9 protein-coding genes are annotated in these 18,077 nt (G+C 35.6%); 6 read left to right on the top strand and 3 right to left on the bottom strand.

The window, feature by feature from the left end:
- The first annotated feature begins 73 nt into the window (after positions 1 to 73).
- On the top strand, positions 74 to 1,714 hold the full coding sequence (locus tag F6P99_RS00825) for a glycoside hydrolase family 43 protein (RefSeq protein ID WP_152285547.1): 1,641 nt from the start codon (positions 74 to 76) through the stop codon (positions 1,712 to 1,714).
- A gap of 5 nt (positions 1,715 to 1,719) precedes the next feature.
- On the opposite strand, the gene F6P99_RS00820 is transcribed toward F6P99_RS00825, so the two are convergent.
- The gene (locus tag F6P99_RS00820; RefSeq protein ID WP_152285546.1) at positions 1,720 to 4,035 is read right to left on the bottom strand and encodes a patatin-like phospholipase family protein; all 2,316 of its coding nucleotides are present in this window, start codon (positions 4,033 to 4,035) and stop codon (positions 1,720 to 1,722) included.
- 208 nt (positions 4,036 to 4,243) lie between these two features.
- Here F6P99_RS00820 and F6P99_RS00815 point away from each other — a divergent pair, with 208 nt between their 5' ends.
- Positions 4,244 to 7,066 carry a hypothetical protein gene (locus tag F6P99_RS00815; protein ID WP_152285545.1) on the top strand — a complete coding sequence of 941 codons (2,823 nt, stop codon included), beginning with the start codon at positions 4,244 to 4,246 and terminating at the stop codon, positions 7,064 to 7,066.
- Entirely contained in the window at positions 7,063 to 9,486 is a 2,424-nt protein-coding gene (locus tag F6P99_RS00810) for a glycoside hydrolase family 2 TIM barrel-domain containing protein (protein ID WP_152285544.1), read from the top strand. Before F6P99_RS00815 ends, F6P99_RS00810 begins: the two co-directional genes overlap by 4 nt.
- Before the next feature lie 3 nt (positions 9,487 to 9,489).
- Here F6P99_RS00810 and F6P99_RS00805 read toward each other — a convergent pair whose 3' ends face one another.
- Positions 9,490 to 10,920 (bottom strand): hypothetical protein, encoded by a 1,431-nt coding sequence (locus F6P99_RS00805; protein WP_152285543.1) that lies wholly within the window; start codon positions 10,918 to 10,920, stop codon positions 9,490 to 9,492.
- A gap of 221 nt (positions 10,921 to 11,141) precedes the next feature.
- On the opposite strand from F6P99_RS00805, the gene F6P99_RS00800 reads away from it, so the two are divergent.
- The 3 genes from F6P99_RS00800 to F6P99_RS00790 all read left to right on the top strand — a co-directional run bounded on the left by F6P99_RS00800 (position 11,142) and on the right by F6P99_RS00790 (position 16,450).
- A complete protein-coding gene (locus F6P99_RS00800; protein WP_152285542.1) occupies positions 11,142 to 13,484 on the top strand; it encodes an arylsulfatase in 2,343 nt (780 codons plus the stop codon).
- 145 nt (positions 13,485 to 13,629) lie between these two features.
- Entirely contained in the window at positions 13,630 to 15,051 is a 1,422-nt protein-coding gene (locus F6P99_RS00795; RefSeq protein WP_152285541.1) for a sulfatase, read from the top strand.
- Between the two features lie 4 nt (positions 15,052 to 15,055).
- Positions 15,056 to 16,450, top strand: a complete 1,395-nt coding sequence (locus F6P99_RS00790; RefSeq protein ID WP_152285540.1) for an arylsulfatase — start codon at positions 15,056 to 15,058, stop codon at positions 16,448 to 16,450.
- Positions 16,451 to 16,522: 72 nt separating this feature from the next.
- On the opposite strand, the gene F6P99_RS00785 is transcribed toward F6P99_RS00790, so the two are convergent.
- Positions 16,523 to 18,025 carry a DUF3360 family protein gene (locus F6P99_RS00785; RefSeq protein ID WP_152285539.1) on the bottom strand — a complete coding sequence of 501 codons (1,503 nt, stop codon included), beginning with the start codon at positions 18,023 to 18,025 and terminating at the stop codon, positions 16,523 to 16,525.
- Positions 18,026 to 18,077: the final 52 nt, after the last annotated feature.

Raw genomic sequence — 18,077 nt, 5'->3', positions numbered from 1 at the left:
CCCACAGTGCTCTGTTTTTTTTAAAATCAAGGATACGTTTGTAATAGCAACTTTTATAAAAAGATTATTCCCGATGATTTCAAAAAAACTAAAATTTCTTGCATTGTTTTTTTGTGGTTTTGTAGTTTTCGCTCAAAATGGACCGAAAGAATTTCAAAATCCAATACTACCTGGGTTTTACCCTGATCCTTCTATTTGTCGAGTTGGAGACACCTATTATTTGGTGAATTCTAGTTTTGAATGGTTTCCAGGTTTGCCAATTCATAAAAGTAAAGATTTGGTCAATTGGCAAAAAATAGGTTATGGTATAGATAGAAAAGAACAAATTTTTTACAAACCAGGTTTGAAAAATTCGAATGGAATTTTTGCGCCTACCATAAGATACCACGAAGGAACATTTTACATCATTACGACCATGGTCGGACAAAAAGGTAATTTTATCATTACAGCAAAAAAACCGGAAGGACCATGGAGCAAACCCTTATGGATTGATGATGCTCCTGGAATTGATCCTTCTTTGTTTTGGGATGATGATGGTCGTTGCTATTATACAGGTGCAGCAGTCATTGATGGAAGTCAAAATGAATGGCCTGGGAAAAACGGAATATGGATGCAAGAAATTGATCCTGACAAAGGCATTCTACTCGGAGAAAAAAAACAACTAACCTTTGGTCATGCTAGGAACGCTAGGTGGGCAGAAGGACCACATTTGTATAAAATTAAGGGTGAGTACTTGCTAATGATTGGAGAAGGTGGAACCGGGGAATACCATGCCGTTACGGTTTTCAATAGTAAAAAACTATGGGGACCATATATTCCAAATCACGCGAATCCTATTATGACGCATAGACATTTAGGGAAAACAAATACTATTGGGCAAACTGGGCATGCCGATTTGGTACAAACGCAAAATGGAGAATGGTGGAGTGTTATGTTGGCAAAAAGAAAAATAGAAGGTTATGTAACATTGGCAAGAGAAACCTTTTTGGCAAAAGTAATCATGTCTCAGCAAGAAAGTGGTGTGACACCGATTTTTAATCCAGGAACAGGATTGTTACAAAAAGAACAAAAACGACCAAATCTAACTTGGTCTCCAGTAGCAGAAGTTGCAGAAAAAGATGATTTTGATACGGCTGTTTTAGGTATAGAATGGAATTTTTTGCGTTCACCAGAAAACCAGTGGTATCAATTGAAGAAAGGCACTATTAAAATCCAGTTGAGACCAGAGACAGTAAACACTTTAAAAAATCCTTCTTTTATAGCCCAAAGAACACGAAATGAAAACTACCGATCTCTTACCAAAATGACATTTAAGTCTAAGAAAGTGAATGAAAAAGCAGGCTTGGTAATTTACAGACGTCATGGTAATAATTACCAATTGCTAAAAGAAAAAAATGAATTGGTCTTAATAAAAGTGCTTCAAGAAAACAATAAAGGAACAGTTATCCCTGAGGTTGTGGCTCGTGTACCTTATAAAAACAACACTGTCGTTTTAGGTGTTGAGGTGAAAGGCATTAAGGCTTCATTTTTTTATGGAGCTGAGAAGGACAATTTGTCTCAGATTGGTACAATGCAAGATTATACCATTGTGTCAGATGATGTTGCCCAAAAGTTTAATGGAGTTTACATTGGTATGTACGCCACTTCAGATGGTAAAAAGAGTAAAAACGTAGCAGAATTTGATTGGTTTTCCTATCAAGCTATAAAAAAATAGTAGTGTTAATTAGACTGTGTAAAGTGATAACCAATACCAAAAAATAAGCGAGCACCAGAAAGATTGTTTACCCATGAAATATCAAAATCTATAGGACCCAATATTGAATTGTACGAGGTAGTCAAGCCAATCGAGGTTAAGTAGCTGGTTTCTGTCTCCTCAACCCATTTGTTTTGTGCAGAAAAAAACGAATCGAAATAATTGTTAAAATCATCAAAGCCAACAATAGCAAAATTTAAATGTGGTGTAAAATAAATTGAAGAAGTTGGATTGTATTGAGTAGCTAGTTTTAACATCGAAAATTGTGTAGTTGCCAATTCCATTTCTTCCAATCCAGGTAGTACAAAAGTGTCGTTTCTAGGTCTGTTAATGTTTCCGCCTAAGAAATAATTAGCGGCGTAACCAAAATTCTTATAGGTACGATCTTGATTTGTGTCGTTGTAAAAAGTAAAACCTCCATCAATACCTACAATTGCAGATAGTTTTTTTGACAATGGAATTCTTTTTTCTGTGTTGAATCTAAATTTTGTAAATGGACTTACGGACCCAATAATATCAGGGTAATTAAATTCAGGAGCTAATTTTGCAACCATATGCGTGTATACAGAAGTACCCAGTTTTACCTGCATATAACTTCCTTTTTCTGCATAAAATATTTTGTTTAGAGTGTTGTGAATATAGTGAACATTGATGTCGATATTTCTAAAGTCATAGTGCGATAAATTGTAAATATTATCTCCTATTTCTGGATCTATTTTCGGTTCTAACCGGTTCCAATTATACACAAATCCAATTCCAATATAGTTTCGAAAAGAGTTGATGTTGTAATTTATTTGATTGTCAAATTGTATGTGTTCACTGATCAAATCTCCTGCATAATTACCACTAACGAACGTTCTTTGGTCTATGTTTTCTCCATACAGATCAGAGCGGAACCACCAATCTTTTTTTGCCCCAAAGTTTTTTTGATATTGACCGCGATATCTGAAATCTTTAGTAAGATCTACACTTAATAATACGCGTGATGAGTTTCCCAATATGTTTCTACCAGTATAGTTTAAAGCTAGTCCGATTCCTCTAAAATCATCAAAATGTAAAGATCCTTTAAATAGGTGTTTCGACTTTTCATCCGCGACAATCTTTAGTCCTTGTTTTTCGCCTACATGAAACAATCGAAATGTTATTCCATCGAATAAATTTGTACCAAGTGCATTCTCAGATGCTTTATGGATTACATCTAGAGTATAGGTGTTTTTTGCTTTTAATTGTGTTCTGGAATTGAATAAATCCATATTTTCACGACTGATACCTTCGTATACAATAGTGTCGAGAAATATGCTTTGTGGTGCTTCAGGTAACGAGACTTTCTTTTGAGGGAACCTACTGAGTTTTTTTGATAGCTGCACAAGTTGTTCTAAATTTTCTTTAAGAGCAATCTTACCTTCGTCGTAAATTTCAACGTTTTTATTAAAACTACCCGTGGAATGCGTTAGGTGTTCTGTATGATCGATCAAAACATCACACATTTTTTTGTTTTCAGGTACCTTTAAGTTACTCGCTAGCATGGCTGCTTGGAAAACTACGGTTACCGGACTATCTAGTTTTTCTTTGGGTTCCATACCACCACCTACATCACTTCCAATAATAATATCTGCGCCATATTTTTTTGCGATGTCTACGGGGAAATTGTTCAATACACCACCGTCAACTAACAATACATCTTTGTAAGGCATCGGTTTAAATACTGCCGGAATAGACATACTTGATCTCATGGCAAAGCTTAACGACCCTTTGTCTAGAATAACTTCTTTTCCGTTTACAATATCTACAGACATTGCTTTAAAAGGAATTGGAAGGTTATCAAAATTTTTGATATCATTTACAGGATAAGTGACTTTGTTAAAAAAGGCATTGATGTTCTGGTCACTTATAATCGATGTTTTTTGTTTGGGTTTTCCGTCTTTCCATTCAATTTCCGTTAAATAGCGTTTGTATTCACTTTTTTCTTCATTACTTACAGCAGTTACAGGAATCTCACTACTGAATAATTTACCCCAATCGGTACTGTTTGAAATAGAAGCGATACTATCTCCTGAATAACCACTAGCATATAGCGCTCCAACGATGCTTCCCATGCTAGTTCCGATTATTAAATCAGGTACAATACCTAAAGAATCCAAGGCTTGTAATGTGGGTATGTGTGCTATACCTTTTGCTCCTCCTCCGCTTAGTACTAAGGCTACTTTAGGTTTGCTACTTTGAGCAAAAGAACTCAGGGTTATAAAAAAAATAATTATAAATAGAGATATGTGTTTTTTCATAGTGTTAGGGTCGCTAAATCAAATTTACATAGAATCATGCTAAAAACAAGAGGTATACTTTATTTTTCACCTATCGGTTCAGCTTCTTAGCTTTGATATGTATATATTTATTGAGTCAACACGAAAAACGGTAACATACAAATTCTGTATGTATAGAGACAAAAATATCAGTTGTTTTAACTTTATTTGAATATATAAAATCATAGACATGAAAATAATAAAGCTTGTATTCGTATTGTGTTCGTTGAGCCTTTTTGCGAGTCCCATTGAATATGTTTCTAAAAAAAATCCTGCAATACAGAGTATCGAAACGGGGTTGACCATCCTAAAAGTTAGAAATGCCGTTTCAAAAAGTAAAACCTATATCGTAGGTTCTAGCTATGAAGGAACAGTGGTGGGTTATTCATACGCAGGTAAAAAAATGTGGAAGAACAAACTGTCAGGTTTTATGAATCACGATGTATGGTGTGCCGATATCACCGGAGATGGTAATGATGAAATTCTGTTAGCCAATGCAGATGGAAATGTGTATTGTTTGGATTTTGAAGGAAATCTGTTGTGGAAGTTTGGCAAGAACGCAGCGCCTATGTACGCAATAAATGTGGTGCATAAAAATAAGGAAGCTTTTGTAGTAGCAGGGGGATTTGATAAAAAGATATATTATTTGTCATCAGGTGGGGCTTTGGTAAAAGAAATTCCAACTAGTGTTTTTTCAATTGAAAAACCATATTCAGGAGCAGGAAAAATACTGCCTAAACCGAATGAATGTGTTGCAAACTTCATAAGAACTATAAAAAACGCGGATAATGAAGAAATTCTTGTTGTATTAGGTAGTAACAACCACATGCAAGTAGCCGGAACATTATACTTTTTTAATCCCTTAGAAGACAAACCATTTAGAAAAAAGAAAATTACAGGGAATAAAAAGACAAAAGGAAAAGTGAGAGTTCGACCTTTGGGAGACTTTCAAGTTTTTGATATAAACGGTGATGGTAATGATGAAATAATTTTAGGTTCTTCTGCGCATTCAAATGACTTATTGGTGTCTACATATCATTTTTCAAAAGATGAATTTAGTTTTCATCCTATAAAAAAAATAAGATTTGGTTATGATATTGCACATACGGTTGTCGTAAATGAAAAAAACAAAATCCAATATGTAACTCGAGTTGGTAGTCAAATACATATATATGAGCCAAATGCAACAGAGAATGAAATCGAAAGATTGGTGTCGAAATATGCTTACAATGATATGCGTTTTGATGTTGGATCAAATAAAATAATATTAGCAAGCACACAAAGTGGAGGTAGCTGTATTCATGTTATTGATGTAGGGAATAAAAAGTGGAAACGTGATTTTGTGAACCTAGAGCCCATTGGAAAAATGGCAAAAATAATCGAGAATACGGCCATCATAAGAAAAGACCTTCAGAAGTTTGATAAAGCGAAATCAGATAATGATTCTCAACCGGTTTATTTAATGACAGAAGTAGTGCCTTCAAATTTAGAAGGATTAAAAAATTCTTTGGTAAAAGAATACCACAACCCAATATTCCTGAACTCAATATTCATGAAAAATGTTGAAAACTGGGACCGATCGGCAGTAACGAACGAAAAATATAAAAAATCTAGAGATCGTCGAAAAAAATATACCTTAACACAAGAGCAAGCGGTACAGCAAATCACAAATAAGTTTAGAGGTGAACCTGGAGTGTCGTATTGGGCAGGGCATGGTAATGATCCATATATGTTTCATTTGAGTACCACTAAAAAAGTAATTGATAATGCAGCTGGAAAGAAAACTGTGTTGATATATCCAGAAATGGAAGATCATTCTGAAAAGAATTTAGACTTTTTGGTAAATGATTTGATCTATCCATTGGCAGATTATGCTCAAGGGAAAAATGCGAATATCTTTTTAAGGTCAAAGAATGTATTTTGGTTAGGGTCTAACTATTTAGAATCATGGGCGAAATTGATGTCTGGTGAATATTCTGATGTCTTTGTTCCTTCAATGGAAGAAACTACCGATAAAACGATGGAGCTAAGTTTGGCTGGTAGAATGGGAATGTGGACAAGTGGTGCGGTAGATAGTTGGGGTACGCGTGCGGTACCAGACAATGCTTCATTTGATAGAGCAAGACAATTAGGTTACCAAAGACTACCAAGCCATTTTTTAAGAATGTTAGTGTTTCATACGGCTAATGGAGCCCAGTTTATCAATAATTTTGCGGTAAATCAAGAGTTTCAAAGTATCTATTGGGAGCTTATTGCAAAAGGGGCATTATACGTTCCTAAAAGGAATGAAATTTTAAGTATTTCTCCGGTGCATTTAAGTATGAAATCTCCTGACCATCATTTTATGAATGAAGGGTCAAACGGGAAATGGACTACATTTTACGACGAAGAATTTGAAACCAATAATACCTATGTATTCAGTAGAATGAATGGTAGTTGGCCTGGAGCATCGGTGACAGAGTATGATTTCTCTAGATATGCTGCAGGGGTAAAAGAAAGAAGGTTGAATTTTTTAGCTCCTTATGAGAATGGATTGGTTTTAATAACGCCACCCCAAAAAGGTGTTTTTGTTCAAAAAGATAGGAAAAGGAAACCTCTTGAAGATAATTTACATCCGATTTATAAAAATAACTTAACAGAGTTTATCACAGATGGGCATAATTATTATTCTTCTGATGGAAAAGAAACCTTTACTGCAGATGTCTATTTCAAAACAATTGAAGCCAAAATAAAAGAAGCATCACGTATTTTACCAGTAACGGTATCTGGAGATGTTGCATGGGTAACCGCACAAACAGCACCGAAACATATTAGATTAACATTGATAGATAATGGGTATATCAACCCTGAAGAAAGTGTGGCGCATGTTCAGTTTAATAACTATGAGGTTGCTACGATAAAAGATATTCTGACAGGAGAAGAGTTTAAAGTTTCTAAAAAAGGAACTACTGATATTAAAATTCCTTTGGGAGCTTTTCGATTTATTGACATTGAATTAAAAACTAAATTATGAGAAGTTTATCGTTTTTTTTAATTGTCTTTTGCCTTGGTATAACTTCATTAGCGCAAAAATCAGATGCGCTAGAAAAGAGAATAGTTGAAAATTTTAATGAAGACTGGAGGTTTAATTTAAATGACAACGTAAGTTTTAAAAATGTCGATTTTGACGATTCGAAATGGAGAAAATTAGAACTGCCACATGATTGGAGTATAGAAGGTGTTCTTGATAAAAATAATTCGGGGAGAAATGCTTGGCTTCCTGGAGGTGTTGGTTGGTATCGAAAGAAATTCGAATTGCCAGTTTCGGCAAAGGGTAGTTATGTGCAAATTCAGTTTGATGGAGTCTATCGTCATGCTCAGGTTTATGTAAACGGTGAGCATGTGGGAGCTCAATATGATGGATATACAAGTTTTTATTTTGATATTTCGCATTGTGTTTTTTTCGATAGGCCAAATGTAATAGCAGTAAAGGTTGATAATTCTGTTCAACCGAATTGTAGATGGTATAGTGGCTCTGGGATTTATAGGAATACCTGGTTGACTATTACGAACCCTACTCACATTGAAAATTGGGGAACGTATATTACTACCCCAAAAGTCAATAAAGAAAAAGCGTTGGTTCGTATTGAAACAACGCTTGAAAACTTTGAGAATAGAGAAGAGGTAAATATTATCTCTTTGGTTTTTGATGAAAACGGAAATAAAGTTGCAGAGTCTAGCTCGATTTTGAATGCAAGTTTAAGGAAGGATTATGTAGTGACACAAGAGGTTGAAATTATAAACCCTAAATTATGGGATACGAAAACCCCACATTTATATTCGGTAATTTCTAAAGTGTTGGCCGATGATAAATTGTTAGACGATTATCAAAGTTCTTTCGGTATAAGGTCTATTAAGTTTGATGCAAAAAAAGGATTCTTTCTAAACGGCAGAAATCAAAAGCTAAAAGGTGTTTGTTTGCATCACGATGCTGGAGATTTGGGAGCCGCGGTACCCATTGAAATTTGGAGATCTCGTTTGACTTCTTTGAAAGAAATAGGTTGTAATGCAATTCGAACAGCTCATAATGCGACAGCTCCTGAATTTATGGATCTTTGTGATGAGTTAGGTTTTCTAGTGATGGATGAGTTTGTTGATAAATGGTATGACAACCAACCATATGCTTCAGCAAAAGCATCAAAAAGTAACTTTTTCAATCCGAGTGGTTTCGGAGATCCTAATTTTTATTTGGAATGGGAGAAAAATTATAGCGAAACTGTAAAACGAGATCGCAACCACCCAAGTGTGATTATATGGAGTGTCGGGAATGAAAATCATAGTCCGGGAGATGTTCGACAAAAATTGGGTTTAAAGAAATATACGAGTTTGGTAAGAACATTAGACCCAACAAGACCCGTCATTTCAGGAATGGAAAGAGGTAAAGATGGAGTTCCTTCAGAAAAGGTGAATGCTATCATTGAGACTTGTAAAGAAATGGATTTAATTGCTTTAAATTATGGAGAACAATGGTGTAAAGCAATCGGAGAAAAAGAACTAGGAAAGCCATATGTGAGTTCAGAAAGTTATGTGTATTTCAATAGTACAGCTGAAAAAAGATTTTCAAACATTGAAAAAGCCCCTTGGTTAGATGTGTTAGAGAATGACCATAATATGGGACTTTTTCTTTGGGTAGGAATAGATTATTTGGGCGAGGCTAAAAAGTTTCCTGCGATGGGAACTAACTGTGGATTGTTGGATAAAGCAGGTTTCAGAAAAGAAATTTCTTATCTATATGAGGCCTTTTGGTCTGAAAAACCTATGGTACGGATTGCTGTATATGAAGACGATGCAGATGATTTTTCTAAATCGGGTAGATGGTGGTTTCCGAAAATTATGGAAACGTGGAGTCTAGATCGTGATTCGACAAACGATATCGTAACTTATACCAATTGTGAGTCTGTAGATTTGTATGTGAATTCAAAAAAAATAGGCAGCAAAAATCGTAGAGATTTTGAAAATTGGATCGTAAAATGGCGTAAGATTCCGTTCGAGCCAGGTGCAATAAAAGCCATCGGTATCATTGATGGAAAAGAGGTTTGTGAATTTGAAGTGTATACTGCAAAAAAGTTGAAAAAAATAAGCTTACTACCATCAAAGAAAAAACTGCTGCCGAATGAAGTGATTGAAGTTGCTGTTCAACTAGAAGATACAAAAGGTACAGTGGTTAGAGAAGAAATAAGCCTAACGGCAACGATTGATGGTGATGCTAGTATTCTGGCTTTTTCAAACGGAGATATGTCAGATACTAGAAGCGCAGCAAGCAAAACTTTTTGTACTACAAAAGAGGGGCGTTGTAAATTAATTCTGAAAGCTGGAGAAGTTGCAGGCAAGGTTCGAATTAATGTCTTGTCTGATAATATGTTAAAGGCGAGTTTAAGATTGAAAATCGACTAGTTTTTAGGCATTAACAATTTCTTGAATACTTGAAATTAAGATGTCTTGAGTTTTGGGGTGTTTGAATAAGCAGCAAATATAATTTGAATAATTTTGTTCAAAATCTGGTTTTAGTGCGATTATCTTAGGTAGCTGTTTTTTAGCTTTTGAATAAGATCCATTCAATTGAAAGCTGATTAGTTTTAATAGTGGTGTATAAATCAGGTTGTGGTCATTCATTTTTAAGGCTTCAAGATGAGCCATGTCGATTTGATTTTCGTTTACATAGTAAATAAAAGTACCGATATAAAACCATTCTGGAGATAGTGGGTTTCGTTTGATGGTATTCGAAAGTAATTTAAAACCGATACTAAAATCACCCATTAAACAATATAACCATCCTGCACACCCTGTGTAAAAAAGGGCATTGTTATTTAAATTAAGTAATTGTTCAATCAGTTTTTTCGCATTGTGTATTTGGTTGTTTAGCATCAGAGCATATGCATAGTGGAGTAAGCCGTTTTGGTCATTTGCATCTTGATTAACAGATTTTCTACCGCTTTCTAAGGCTTTTGAAAGTGTTTTTTTATCTAATGTATATACAAATAAATCAGCGTAAAGATTACACAAAATAGCCCATCCTGAGGCGAAATTAGGTTCTTGGTTGACAAGTTTTTCAATTATAGGTATTAGTTCAGTAGCGGTTTCCTCATTCGAATTAATGTGATATTTGTAAAAGTGTAGGTACGTAGAGTATGTGTTTAAGCTAAATTTCTTTGTCCAGTCCGTTTGAGAATACATACGACCACAAATAATACCATTCACATCAGCAATCGTTCTGGAAATAGGTTTTGCAATACTTTCTTCTAGTGACAGTATTTCTTCCTCTGAGTATTGAAAAGTTACATTTTTACTCCAAATAATTTGACTTGAAGTTTGATCGATAAGTTTAATAGAAATTCTAAATTTCTCTTTTTCATTTGTTAAGAATCCGTCAATTAAAAACCTTGAATCTTCATGGCTGTTTAAAACGTTGAAATGTTTGAACAATGATAATTCTAACAATATATCTTCTTTTAGATAGTTTGTTAAATCATCGTTGTGCCGTTTAATTCTAAAATCTTTAAAATCTGAAATTGCAATTGTATTTTGAAAGTCTTCGTTGTGTGATTTTTCGATTTTTTCAGCGTAAGTAAATTGTGGGTAATTGAATGTGAGCCCATATTGACCCTTTGGCATAGAAATTACAATTTCATTTTGATCGGTTGATACGTCGTAATACTGATGTAAATATTTTCGGAGTCTTCTAGCGTGTATTCTAATAATCGGATCATATGTAGGGTCAAAGTTTTTTTGTGATTTATTTAATACAGCAACGCCGATTTCAAATTGCGTCACTTTTTCATCTGGAGCTTCAATTGATTTATCAACCAAATACTCTAATAGTTTAATCATCAGAGGGCTATTCGAAAAAATGTTGCTTTTTGTGATTTTTTCAGTCTGAATATTTATTTTTTCGATGTCTAATGTTTTGACCATAGTTATAGGGTGATTTTACCGTAAAATAGAGATTTTTATTTGTAGATGTAAAAAAAAAACAGAATTTAGATTAATAAAAAAAAAACTTAATTATAATATTAAACGTACCTTAGATAAAGTTAATCAAAATTAAAATTATGAAATTGAATGTAAAACTTTTATTTAGCTCTTTGATTTTTTGCGGAGCATTGCAAGTAAATGGGCAGGAGAATATCAATAGAGAGATTCTTCCGATTGTGCCTCAAGAACCAAAAGCCTACACTGAATTAGATGCGAGAAACACTACACCACCAGAACGTTTTGAAGTAAAAGCTCCGAAAGAGGCACCGAATGTTGTTATAGTATTAATTGACGATTTGGGAATGGGAGCAACGACGGCATTTGGTGGTCCTATCAAGACACCTACTATGGAGCGTCTAGCTGAGAAAGGGTTACGCTATAATAATTTCAATACAACTTCTTTGTGTTCTCCTACCAGAATGTCTATAAAAACAGGAAGAAATCATCACACCTGTAATACTGGTTCTATTATGGAAACAAGTACGGCCTACCCAGGTAATACAGGAGCACTTCCTCCAAGTGTTGCTCCATTAGCTGAAACTTTACGTTTGAATGGTTACAGTACAGCGGCATTCGGTAAATGGCATGAGACAGCTGCATGGGAAACAAGTGTATCTGGTCCTTTTGATCGTTGGCCAACACGTCAAGGTTTTGATAAGTTTTACGGATTTATTGGAGGGGAAACAGATCAATGGGCTCCATTAATTTTTGACGGAGTAAAAAAAGTGAATCCACCTAAAATGGATAATTATCATTTTACCACTGATATGACGAATCAAGCAATTAACTGGGTGAAAGCACAACAGTCTATGACTCCAGACAAACCTTTTTTCGTTTATTTTTCAACGGGAGCGGTTCATGCACCACACCACGTTTCAAAAGAATGGTCGGATAAATACAAAGGAAAGTACGACAAAGGTTGGGATGAAGTGCGTAAGGAATCTGTAAAAAATATGAAAGCAGGAGGAATCATTCCTTCTAAAACCAAATTAGCACCTAAACCTGATGATATTAAAGATTGGAAGAAATTAACAGATAACGAACGTAAATTGTTTGCTCGTCAAGCTGAGGTATTTTCAGGATTTGTTGAAATGACAGATTATGAAATTGGAAGGTTGGTTGATGCTATTGAAGAAATAGGAGAATTAGACAATACCATGATTGTATTCGTTGCTGGTGATAATGCAACTAGTGCTGAAGGTGGTATGGTAGGTATGTATAACGAGATGACCTATTTCAATTTTGTTGAAGAGAAAGTTGAAGACCTATTGCCTTTGATGGATGATTGGGGACTGCCAAATACGTTTCCACATATGGCTGCCGGTTGGGCTGTGGCATTTGATGCTCCTTTTACTTGGACCAAACAAATAGCTTCAGATTTTGGTGGAACAAGAACTGGTATGATTGTGCATTATCCTGAAAAAGTAACAGACGGTAAAGGGATTAGAGAACAGTTTACACATGCTATTGATATTGCACCTACGATTTTAGAGGTTGCTGGGTTACCAGAACCGAAAGTGGTGAATGGAGTGCCACAAACTCCGATCGAAGGAACAAGTTTTGCATATACTTTTGATAACAAAGATGCAGCAGAAAGACATACGATTCAATATTTTGAGTTGTTTGGGAACAGAGCATTGTATTTAAATGGTTGGTATGCAAGAACATTGCACAGAGCTCCTTGGGAAATGAAAGGCTTTCCAAAGCTTGAAGAAGATGTTTGGGAATTGTATGATGTTAGAAATGACTTTAGTTTAACTAAAAATCTAGCAAAAAAATACCCTAAGAAGTTGAAAGAAATGCAAGATTTATTTATGGCAGAAGCTGAAAAGTATCATGTATTGCCGATTGATGATCGCGTTGTAGAAAGAACAAATCCTGCGATTGCTGGAAGACCAGATATCATGGGTGGTAGAACTTCATTGAAATTATATGAGGGGATGGAAGGTATGATGGAAAATACCTTTATCAACATTAAAAACAGGTCATTTAGTATTGATGCTGAAATTGAAGTAAAAGAAAATACAAATGGAGTCATTCTTACACAAGGTGGTCGATTTGGTGGATGGTGTTTGTATGTAAAAGACAATGTACCAATGTTTACTTATAACTTTTTAGGATTAGAACGATATGTGATTTCTACAGATCAAAAATTAAAACCAGGGAAAGTATCAATCAAGTTTGATTTTAAATATGACGGTGGTGGAAATGGTAAAGGAGGAGATGCGACAATCTCTGTATCTGATGGTTCTGAAGGAAGTGGTAGAATAGAAAAAACGCAACCAAACATGTTTTCTGCTGATGAAACAGCTGATGTTGGATTAGACAATCAAACTCCGGTAGCTGAAGGCATTGGTTACGGACCAGTAGAAACTACATTTACGGGTAAAATAGACAAGGTTATTATTGAAATAAAATAAAACTTGTATTACGTATTTTAAAAACCTCTCTTACTGCTGTAAGGGAGGTTTTTTTATACGGAGGTTTACATTGGTTGAACGGATGGGTACAGCATTATCTGATAACTTTTGTTTCTTGTTGAAGATTAAATGAAAACTGAGCAAAATGAAAATAAAAATCAATTTTAAAATTCTCATCGTATTTTTTCTCTGTGTTTCAAGTCTGACTTGGAGCCAAAATAATAAGGAGAAACCCAATGTGTTGTTAATTATGGTTGATGATATGAATGATTGGGTAGGTGCCTTTGGTGGTCATTCGCAAGCGATTACTCCGAATATGGATAAATTAGCAAGAAAAAGTACCATTTTTAAACAAGCATATTGCTCTGCAGCTTTGTGCAATCCTTCTAGAACCAGTATGTTGACAGGGTACCAACCTTTTAAAACGGGTGTGTATGGAAATAATGAGGTGTTTCGTAAAATGAAAGGTTTCGAAAAAACTGTAACCTTGCCGCAATACTTTGAGCAAAATGGATACAAGACTGCTGCAGCTGGAAAAATATTTCACAGTCCAAGAGGCACAAAACCAGAGCCTAGAGAAGGTAGTGATCCAGGGTCATTTCAACAAGAACATAAAGGAGGTTTGGGAGTTCAGTTTCCGGCAAAAGAAGACCGCCATCAACATGGTATAGATTTTAAGAGAGCCGGTGTCAAAGGAAGTAAAACCAGATCTTTCGATTGGGCAGGAATCGACATTGCTGATAAAAAAACTCATGATTGGAAATCTGCAGATTATGCTGCGAAATTTTTACAAAAATCACATGACAAACCTTTTTTCCTAGCTTGTGGAGTTTTCAGGCCTCATTTACCATTGTACGCTCCTCAAAAGTATTTTGATATGTTCGATGTGGAGACAATTGAGTTGCCAAAGGTTATGAAAAACGATTTGGCAGACGTAGGTAAAGTTGGAAAAAATTGGGCGGGTAGTAAATTACATGAAGAGGTCGTAAGAAACAATCAATGGAAATATTTTGTGAGGGCTTATTTAGCGAACTTGGCTTATGCTGATGCCTGTGTTGGTCATTTGTTAGATAACCTTGAAGAAAGCACATACAAAGAAAATACAATTGTTGTATTGATGGGAGATCATGGTTGGCATTTAGGAGAGAAAGAACATTGGTCAAAGCAAACCCTGTGGGAAGAAGCTACGAAAACACCTTTGTTGATTTTTGATCCAAGAAATGGAGCAGCAGGTGTTAGTATGCGAACAGTTTCGTTGATCGATGTTTATCCTACGTTAATTGATTTATGTGATTTACCTGAAAAGAAAGATTTAGATGGAAATAGCTTTAGTCACTTGGTTAAAAATCCTAATGGAGAATGGAACCATTCAGCTTTAACGACCAAAGGGTTAGGAAATCATTCTTTAAGAGATGAAAGTTATAGATATATTGTATATACCGATGGATTTGAAGAGCTGTATAATCACACGAACGATCCAATGGAATGGCATAATATCGCTAAGGATAAAGATTATAAAGAGGTTCTAAGTCGTTTCAGAAAAGAACTAAAGCAACTAGTAAAATAGAGGTATGATAAAAATAATTGTCACATTAGCAATTGTTATTGGAAGTTCTATTTCTTCATGTTTTTCTCAAAACAGACCCAATGTCATTTATATTTTAGCTGATGATTTAGGTTATGGAGATCTAAGTTGTTATGGTCAAGAAAAGTTTAAAACTCCCAATATAGATAGGCTTGCTAAAAACGGAATGCTATTTACCCAGCATTATTCTGGAAATGCTGTTTGCAGCCCGTCAAGGGCTGTTTTAATGACGGGTCAATCTCCGGCTACGGTTTACATTACTGGAAATTCTAAGGCTGAGCCACCAATGGATGCGAATCTTGTTACCTTGCCAAAATTGTTTAAAAAGGCAGGGTATGTAACAGGTGCATTCGGAAAATGGGGGTTAGGTGACACCAGTAGTTTAGGAACAAAAAATCCGTTAAACAATGGCTTTGATGAGTTTTATGGATGGAAAACCCAAACAACTGCTCACACGTATTATCCTAAAAAAATGGTAAAGAACGGTAACGAAGTTGTTGTTGAGAAAGGAGCTTATGTGCATGATATAATCATGGATAACGCATTTGAATTTATCGAACAAAACGCAAAAAATAAAAAGCCCTTTTTCTGTTATATACCAACAGCTATTCCTCATGCAGCAATGCATGCTCCAAAAAAACTGCACGAAAAATGGAGAAAAAAGTATCCTCAGTTCGATACTATTGTTGGGGAGTATTATGCCACACCAGAACCTTGCCCCGATGTTGTAAATCCAGTTGCAGCATTTCCTGCTATGGTAGAACATTTAGACAATCAGGTTGGTGAATTATTAGAAATATTAAAAGAGCAAAATGTATTAGACAACACGTTGGTCTTATTTTCTTCAGATAATGGGCCACACCATGAAGGTGGACATGATCCAGAATTTTGGAATTCTAATGGGGACTTAAAAGGGGGAAAAAGAGAGGTCTATGAAGGAGGCATACGTGCACCAATGATAGCGCATTGGCCAGAAAAAATAAAAGCTGGTTCTATTAGTGATTTGCCAAGCGCTTTTTGGGATGTTTTGGCAACAATTGCTGATATTACAGAGCAAGAGATACCAACACAATGTGAAGGTATTTCACTTTTACCTACTTTAATTGGAGATACTAAAAACCAAGAAATTGCACCTTATTTGTATTGGAAGTATACAGATTGGAAAGCAACGAAGCAGGCAATTCGTATCGGTGATATGAAAGGAATTGCAATCCATTTGAATTCATCTAAAAAGAGAACTGAGCAAGATCTACCTTTTGAGTTGTATGATTTATCTAAAGATATTGGTGAGCAAGTAAATATTGCAGCAAACAATCCAGAGATGGTGAAAAAGATGAAATCAATTCTTTATAAACTCAATACTACAGAAGATTCGTTTTAAAAACAACTCCTGAATAAAAGGGAGTTATTGTGTTATTTATTCGCCGATAGGAGTTTTATTCATTTTTTTGTTTTATAGAAGTGCATGAATACCATATTTTCCGTTTAGCATTCCGACAGCAAGAACAGCCGCAATACAGATCAGCAATATGGTTAACGGTATGATCAATCTGTCCATGGTTGATAACTTTTCAGGTCTATCTTTGTCTCCTATCAAGCCATTATTGTCAAGAAACATAGCCAGTGCCCATGCCAAAACGGGGTTGGTAACCATGGCCATGAAAATGCAAATTCCTGCCGCCTGTGCAGAAGCACTCTCTTTTACCATTTGAATTCCAGCTTCGATCATTGGTAAAAATACACCTACCAATAATGCGATCGATCGAACAGGTGGCCAAACTGCAACATCCATGGGAGTACCCAAAATAGCAACAGCGATTACCATTAGACCTAATAAGATGGCGCCGGCAGGAATTGGTCTTTTTGCAATGGCAGCTGGAATCATATAGGTTCCCCATGAAGATGTAATGTTTCCGCCACCGACTGCCGTCCCAACCATTTGACGGATAGAACACATCGTCATGGTGTCATCAACATCCATCAGGACTTTTTCTGTTTTTTTAGGATAATTCATTTCTTGGAAAATACGATGACCTAAAAAATCGGGAGACCACATGGCAACTGCCAAAATAGCAAAAGGCAAAGAAGCAATGAAGTGTTGTGTGTTAGGTAAACCAAGCATCCAACCTTCTTTGGTACTTCCCCACCAATAAACCGGGTTTAGATTCGGTAATCCCATTTCAGTGGTAAACTGAAGGTCGAAACCTGCACCACCAATAAGGGCAATTGCCAAAGCTGTAGCAGCACATGTAGGTATGGCTAGCCATCTTTTATCAATTCTAGCGAGATAACTATATAGAATTACCGTTACCCCTAAAATGATCAATCCTAGATACCCCATGGAACGCGCTTTTACAGAAATACTCTCAAGTCCTAAACTCCAAGTTTGAATGGTTTTTATTTGGCTCAAAGCACCCATGAAACCTAAAAATATCAATAATCCACCAGCAACTCCTTTACTTGTTAAGTCCACCAATCTTGATCCTCCTTTGAAAAAACTCAAGAGCAAGCCAAAGACACCGATTAAAATTGCAAGAGCCAATGGATGTGCACCCGCCAAAGCAATACTCGCAATAATTGGAATCATTGGACCATGATTTCCAGCTAGGTTTGCTTTAGGGTTAAAAAAACCAGAGGCGAGAATTACGAACAACAAGGCAGGGATAATCATTTCTACCCTAGATACTTCAATCGCAAATTCTTTACCTAAAGTAACGTGGTCCCAGGCTTTTGTCAAGCCATCAGCCCAAGCCATCATCACGGATGAATACATTGCAATGATTCCTAAGGTACCCGCAAGAGCTGGTACCAAATCTTCCCATTCAAATCGGAAATCTCTTCCAGGAAGGTTTAGTTTATACCTTCTGGGTTTCATTATTTGTAATTCGTGTTCTAGATATTCTGATCGACTTTCGAATTCAGAAGCCGGTTTATGTTGTTTTTTGTAGGATTTCATTTTTGTAGTATTTCACGTACAAATTTAGTTTTAATAGGAGGTTCGTTTTGTG

The organism is Flavicella marina (assembly GCF_009193215.1).
In the GTDB taxonomy this organism is placed as follows: Bacteria; Bacteroidota; Bacteroidia; order Flavobacteriales; family Flavobacteriaceae; genus Flavicella; species Flavicella marina.
This window is presented reverse-complemented; position numbering and strand designations above follow the sequence as displayed.

What these genes read in the sequence shown, in the direction of transcription:
- F6P99_RS00825 (WP_152285547.1), top strand. Translation starts at nt 74, where the DNA reads ATGATTTCAAAAAAACTAAAATTTCTTGCATTGTTTTTTTGTGGTTTT.
- F6P99_RS00820 (WP_152285546.1), bottom strand. Translation starts at nt 4,035, where the DNA reads ATGAAAAAACACATATCTCTATTTATAATTATTTTTTTTATAACCCTG.
- F6P99_RS00815 (WP_152285545.1), top strand. Translation starts at nt 4,244, where the DNA reads ATGAAAATAATAAAGCTTGTATTCGTATTGTGTTCGTTGAGCCTTTTT.
- F6P99_RS00810 (WP_152285544.1), top strand. Translation starts at nt 7,063, where the DNA reads ATGAGAAGTTTATCGTTTTTTTTAATTGTCTTTTGCCTTGGTATAACT.
- F6P99_RS00805 (WP_152285543.1), bottom strand. Translation starts at nt 10,920, where the DNA reads ATGATTAAACTATTAGAGTATTTGGTTGATAAATCAATTGAAGCTCCA.
- F6P99_RS00800 (WP_152285542.1), top strand. Translation starts at nt 11,142, where the DNA reads ATGAAATTGAATGTAAAACTTTTATTTAGCTCTTTGATTTTTTGCGGA.
- F6P99_RS00795 (WP_152285541.1), top strand. Translation starts at nt 13,630, where the DNA reads ATGAAAATAAAAATCAATTTTAAAATTCTCATCGTATTTTTTCTCTGT.
- F6P99_RS00790 (WP_152285540.1), top strand. Translation starts at nt 15,056, where the DNA reads ATGATAAAAATAATTGTCACATTAGCAATTGTTATTGGAAGTTCTATT.
- F6P99_RS00785 (WP_152285539.1), bottom strand. Translation starts at nt 18,025, where the DNA reads ATGAAATCCTACAAAAAACAACATAAACCGGCTTCTGAATTCGAAAGT.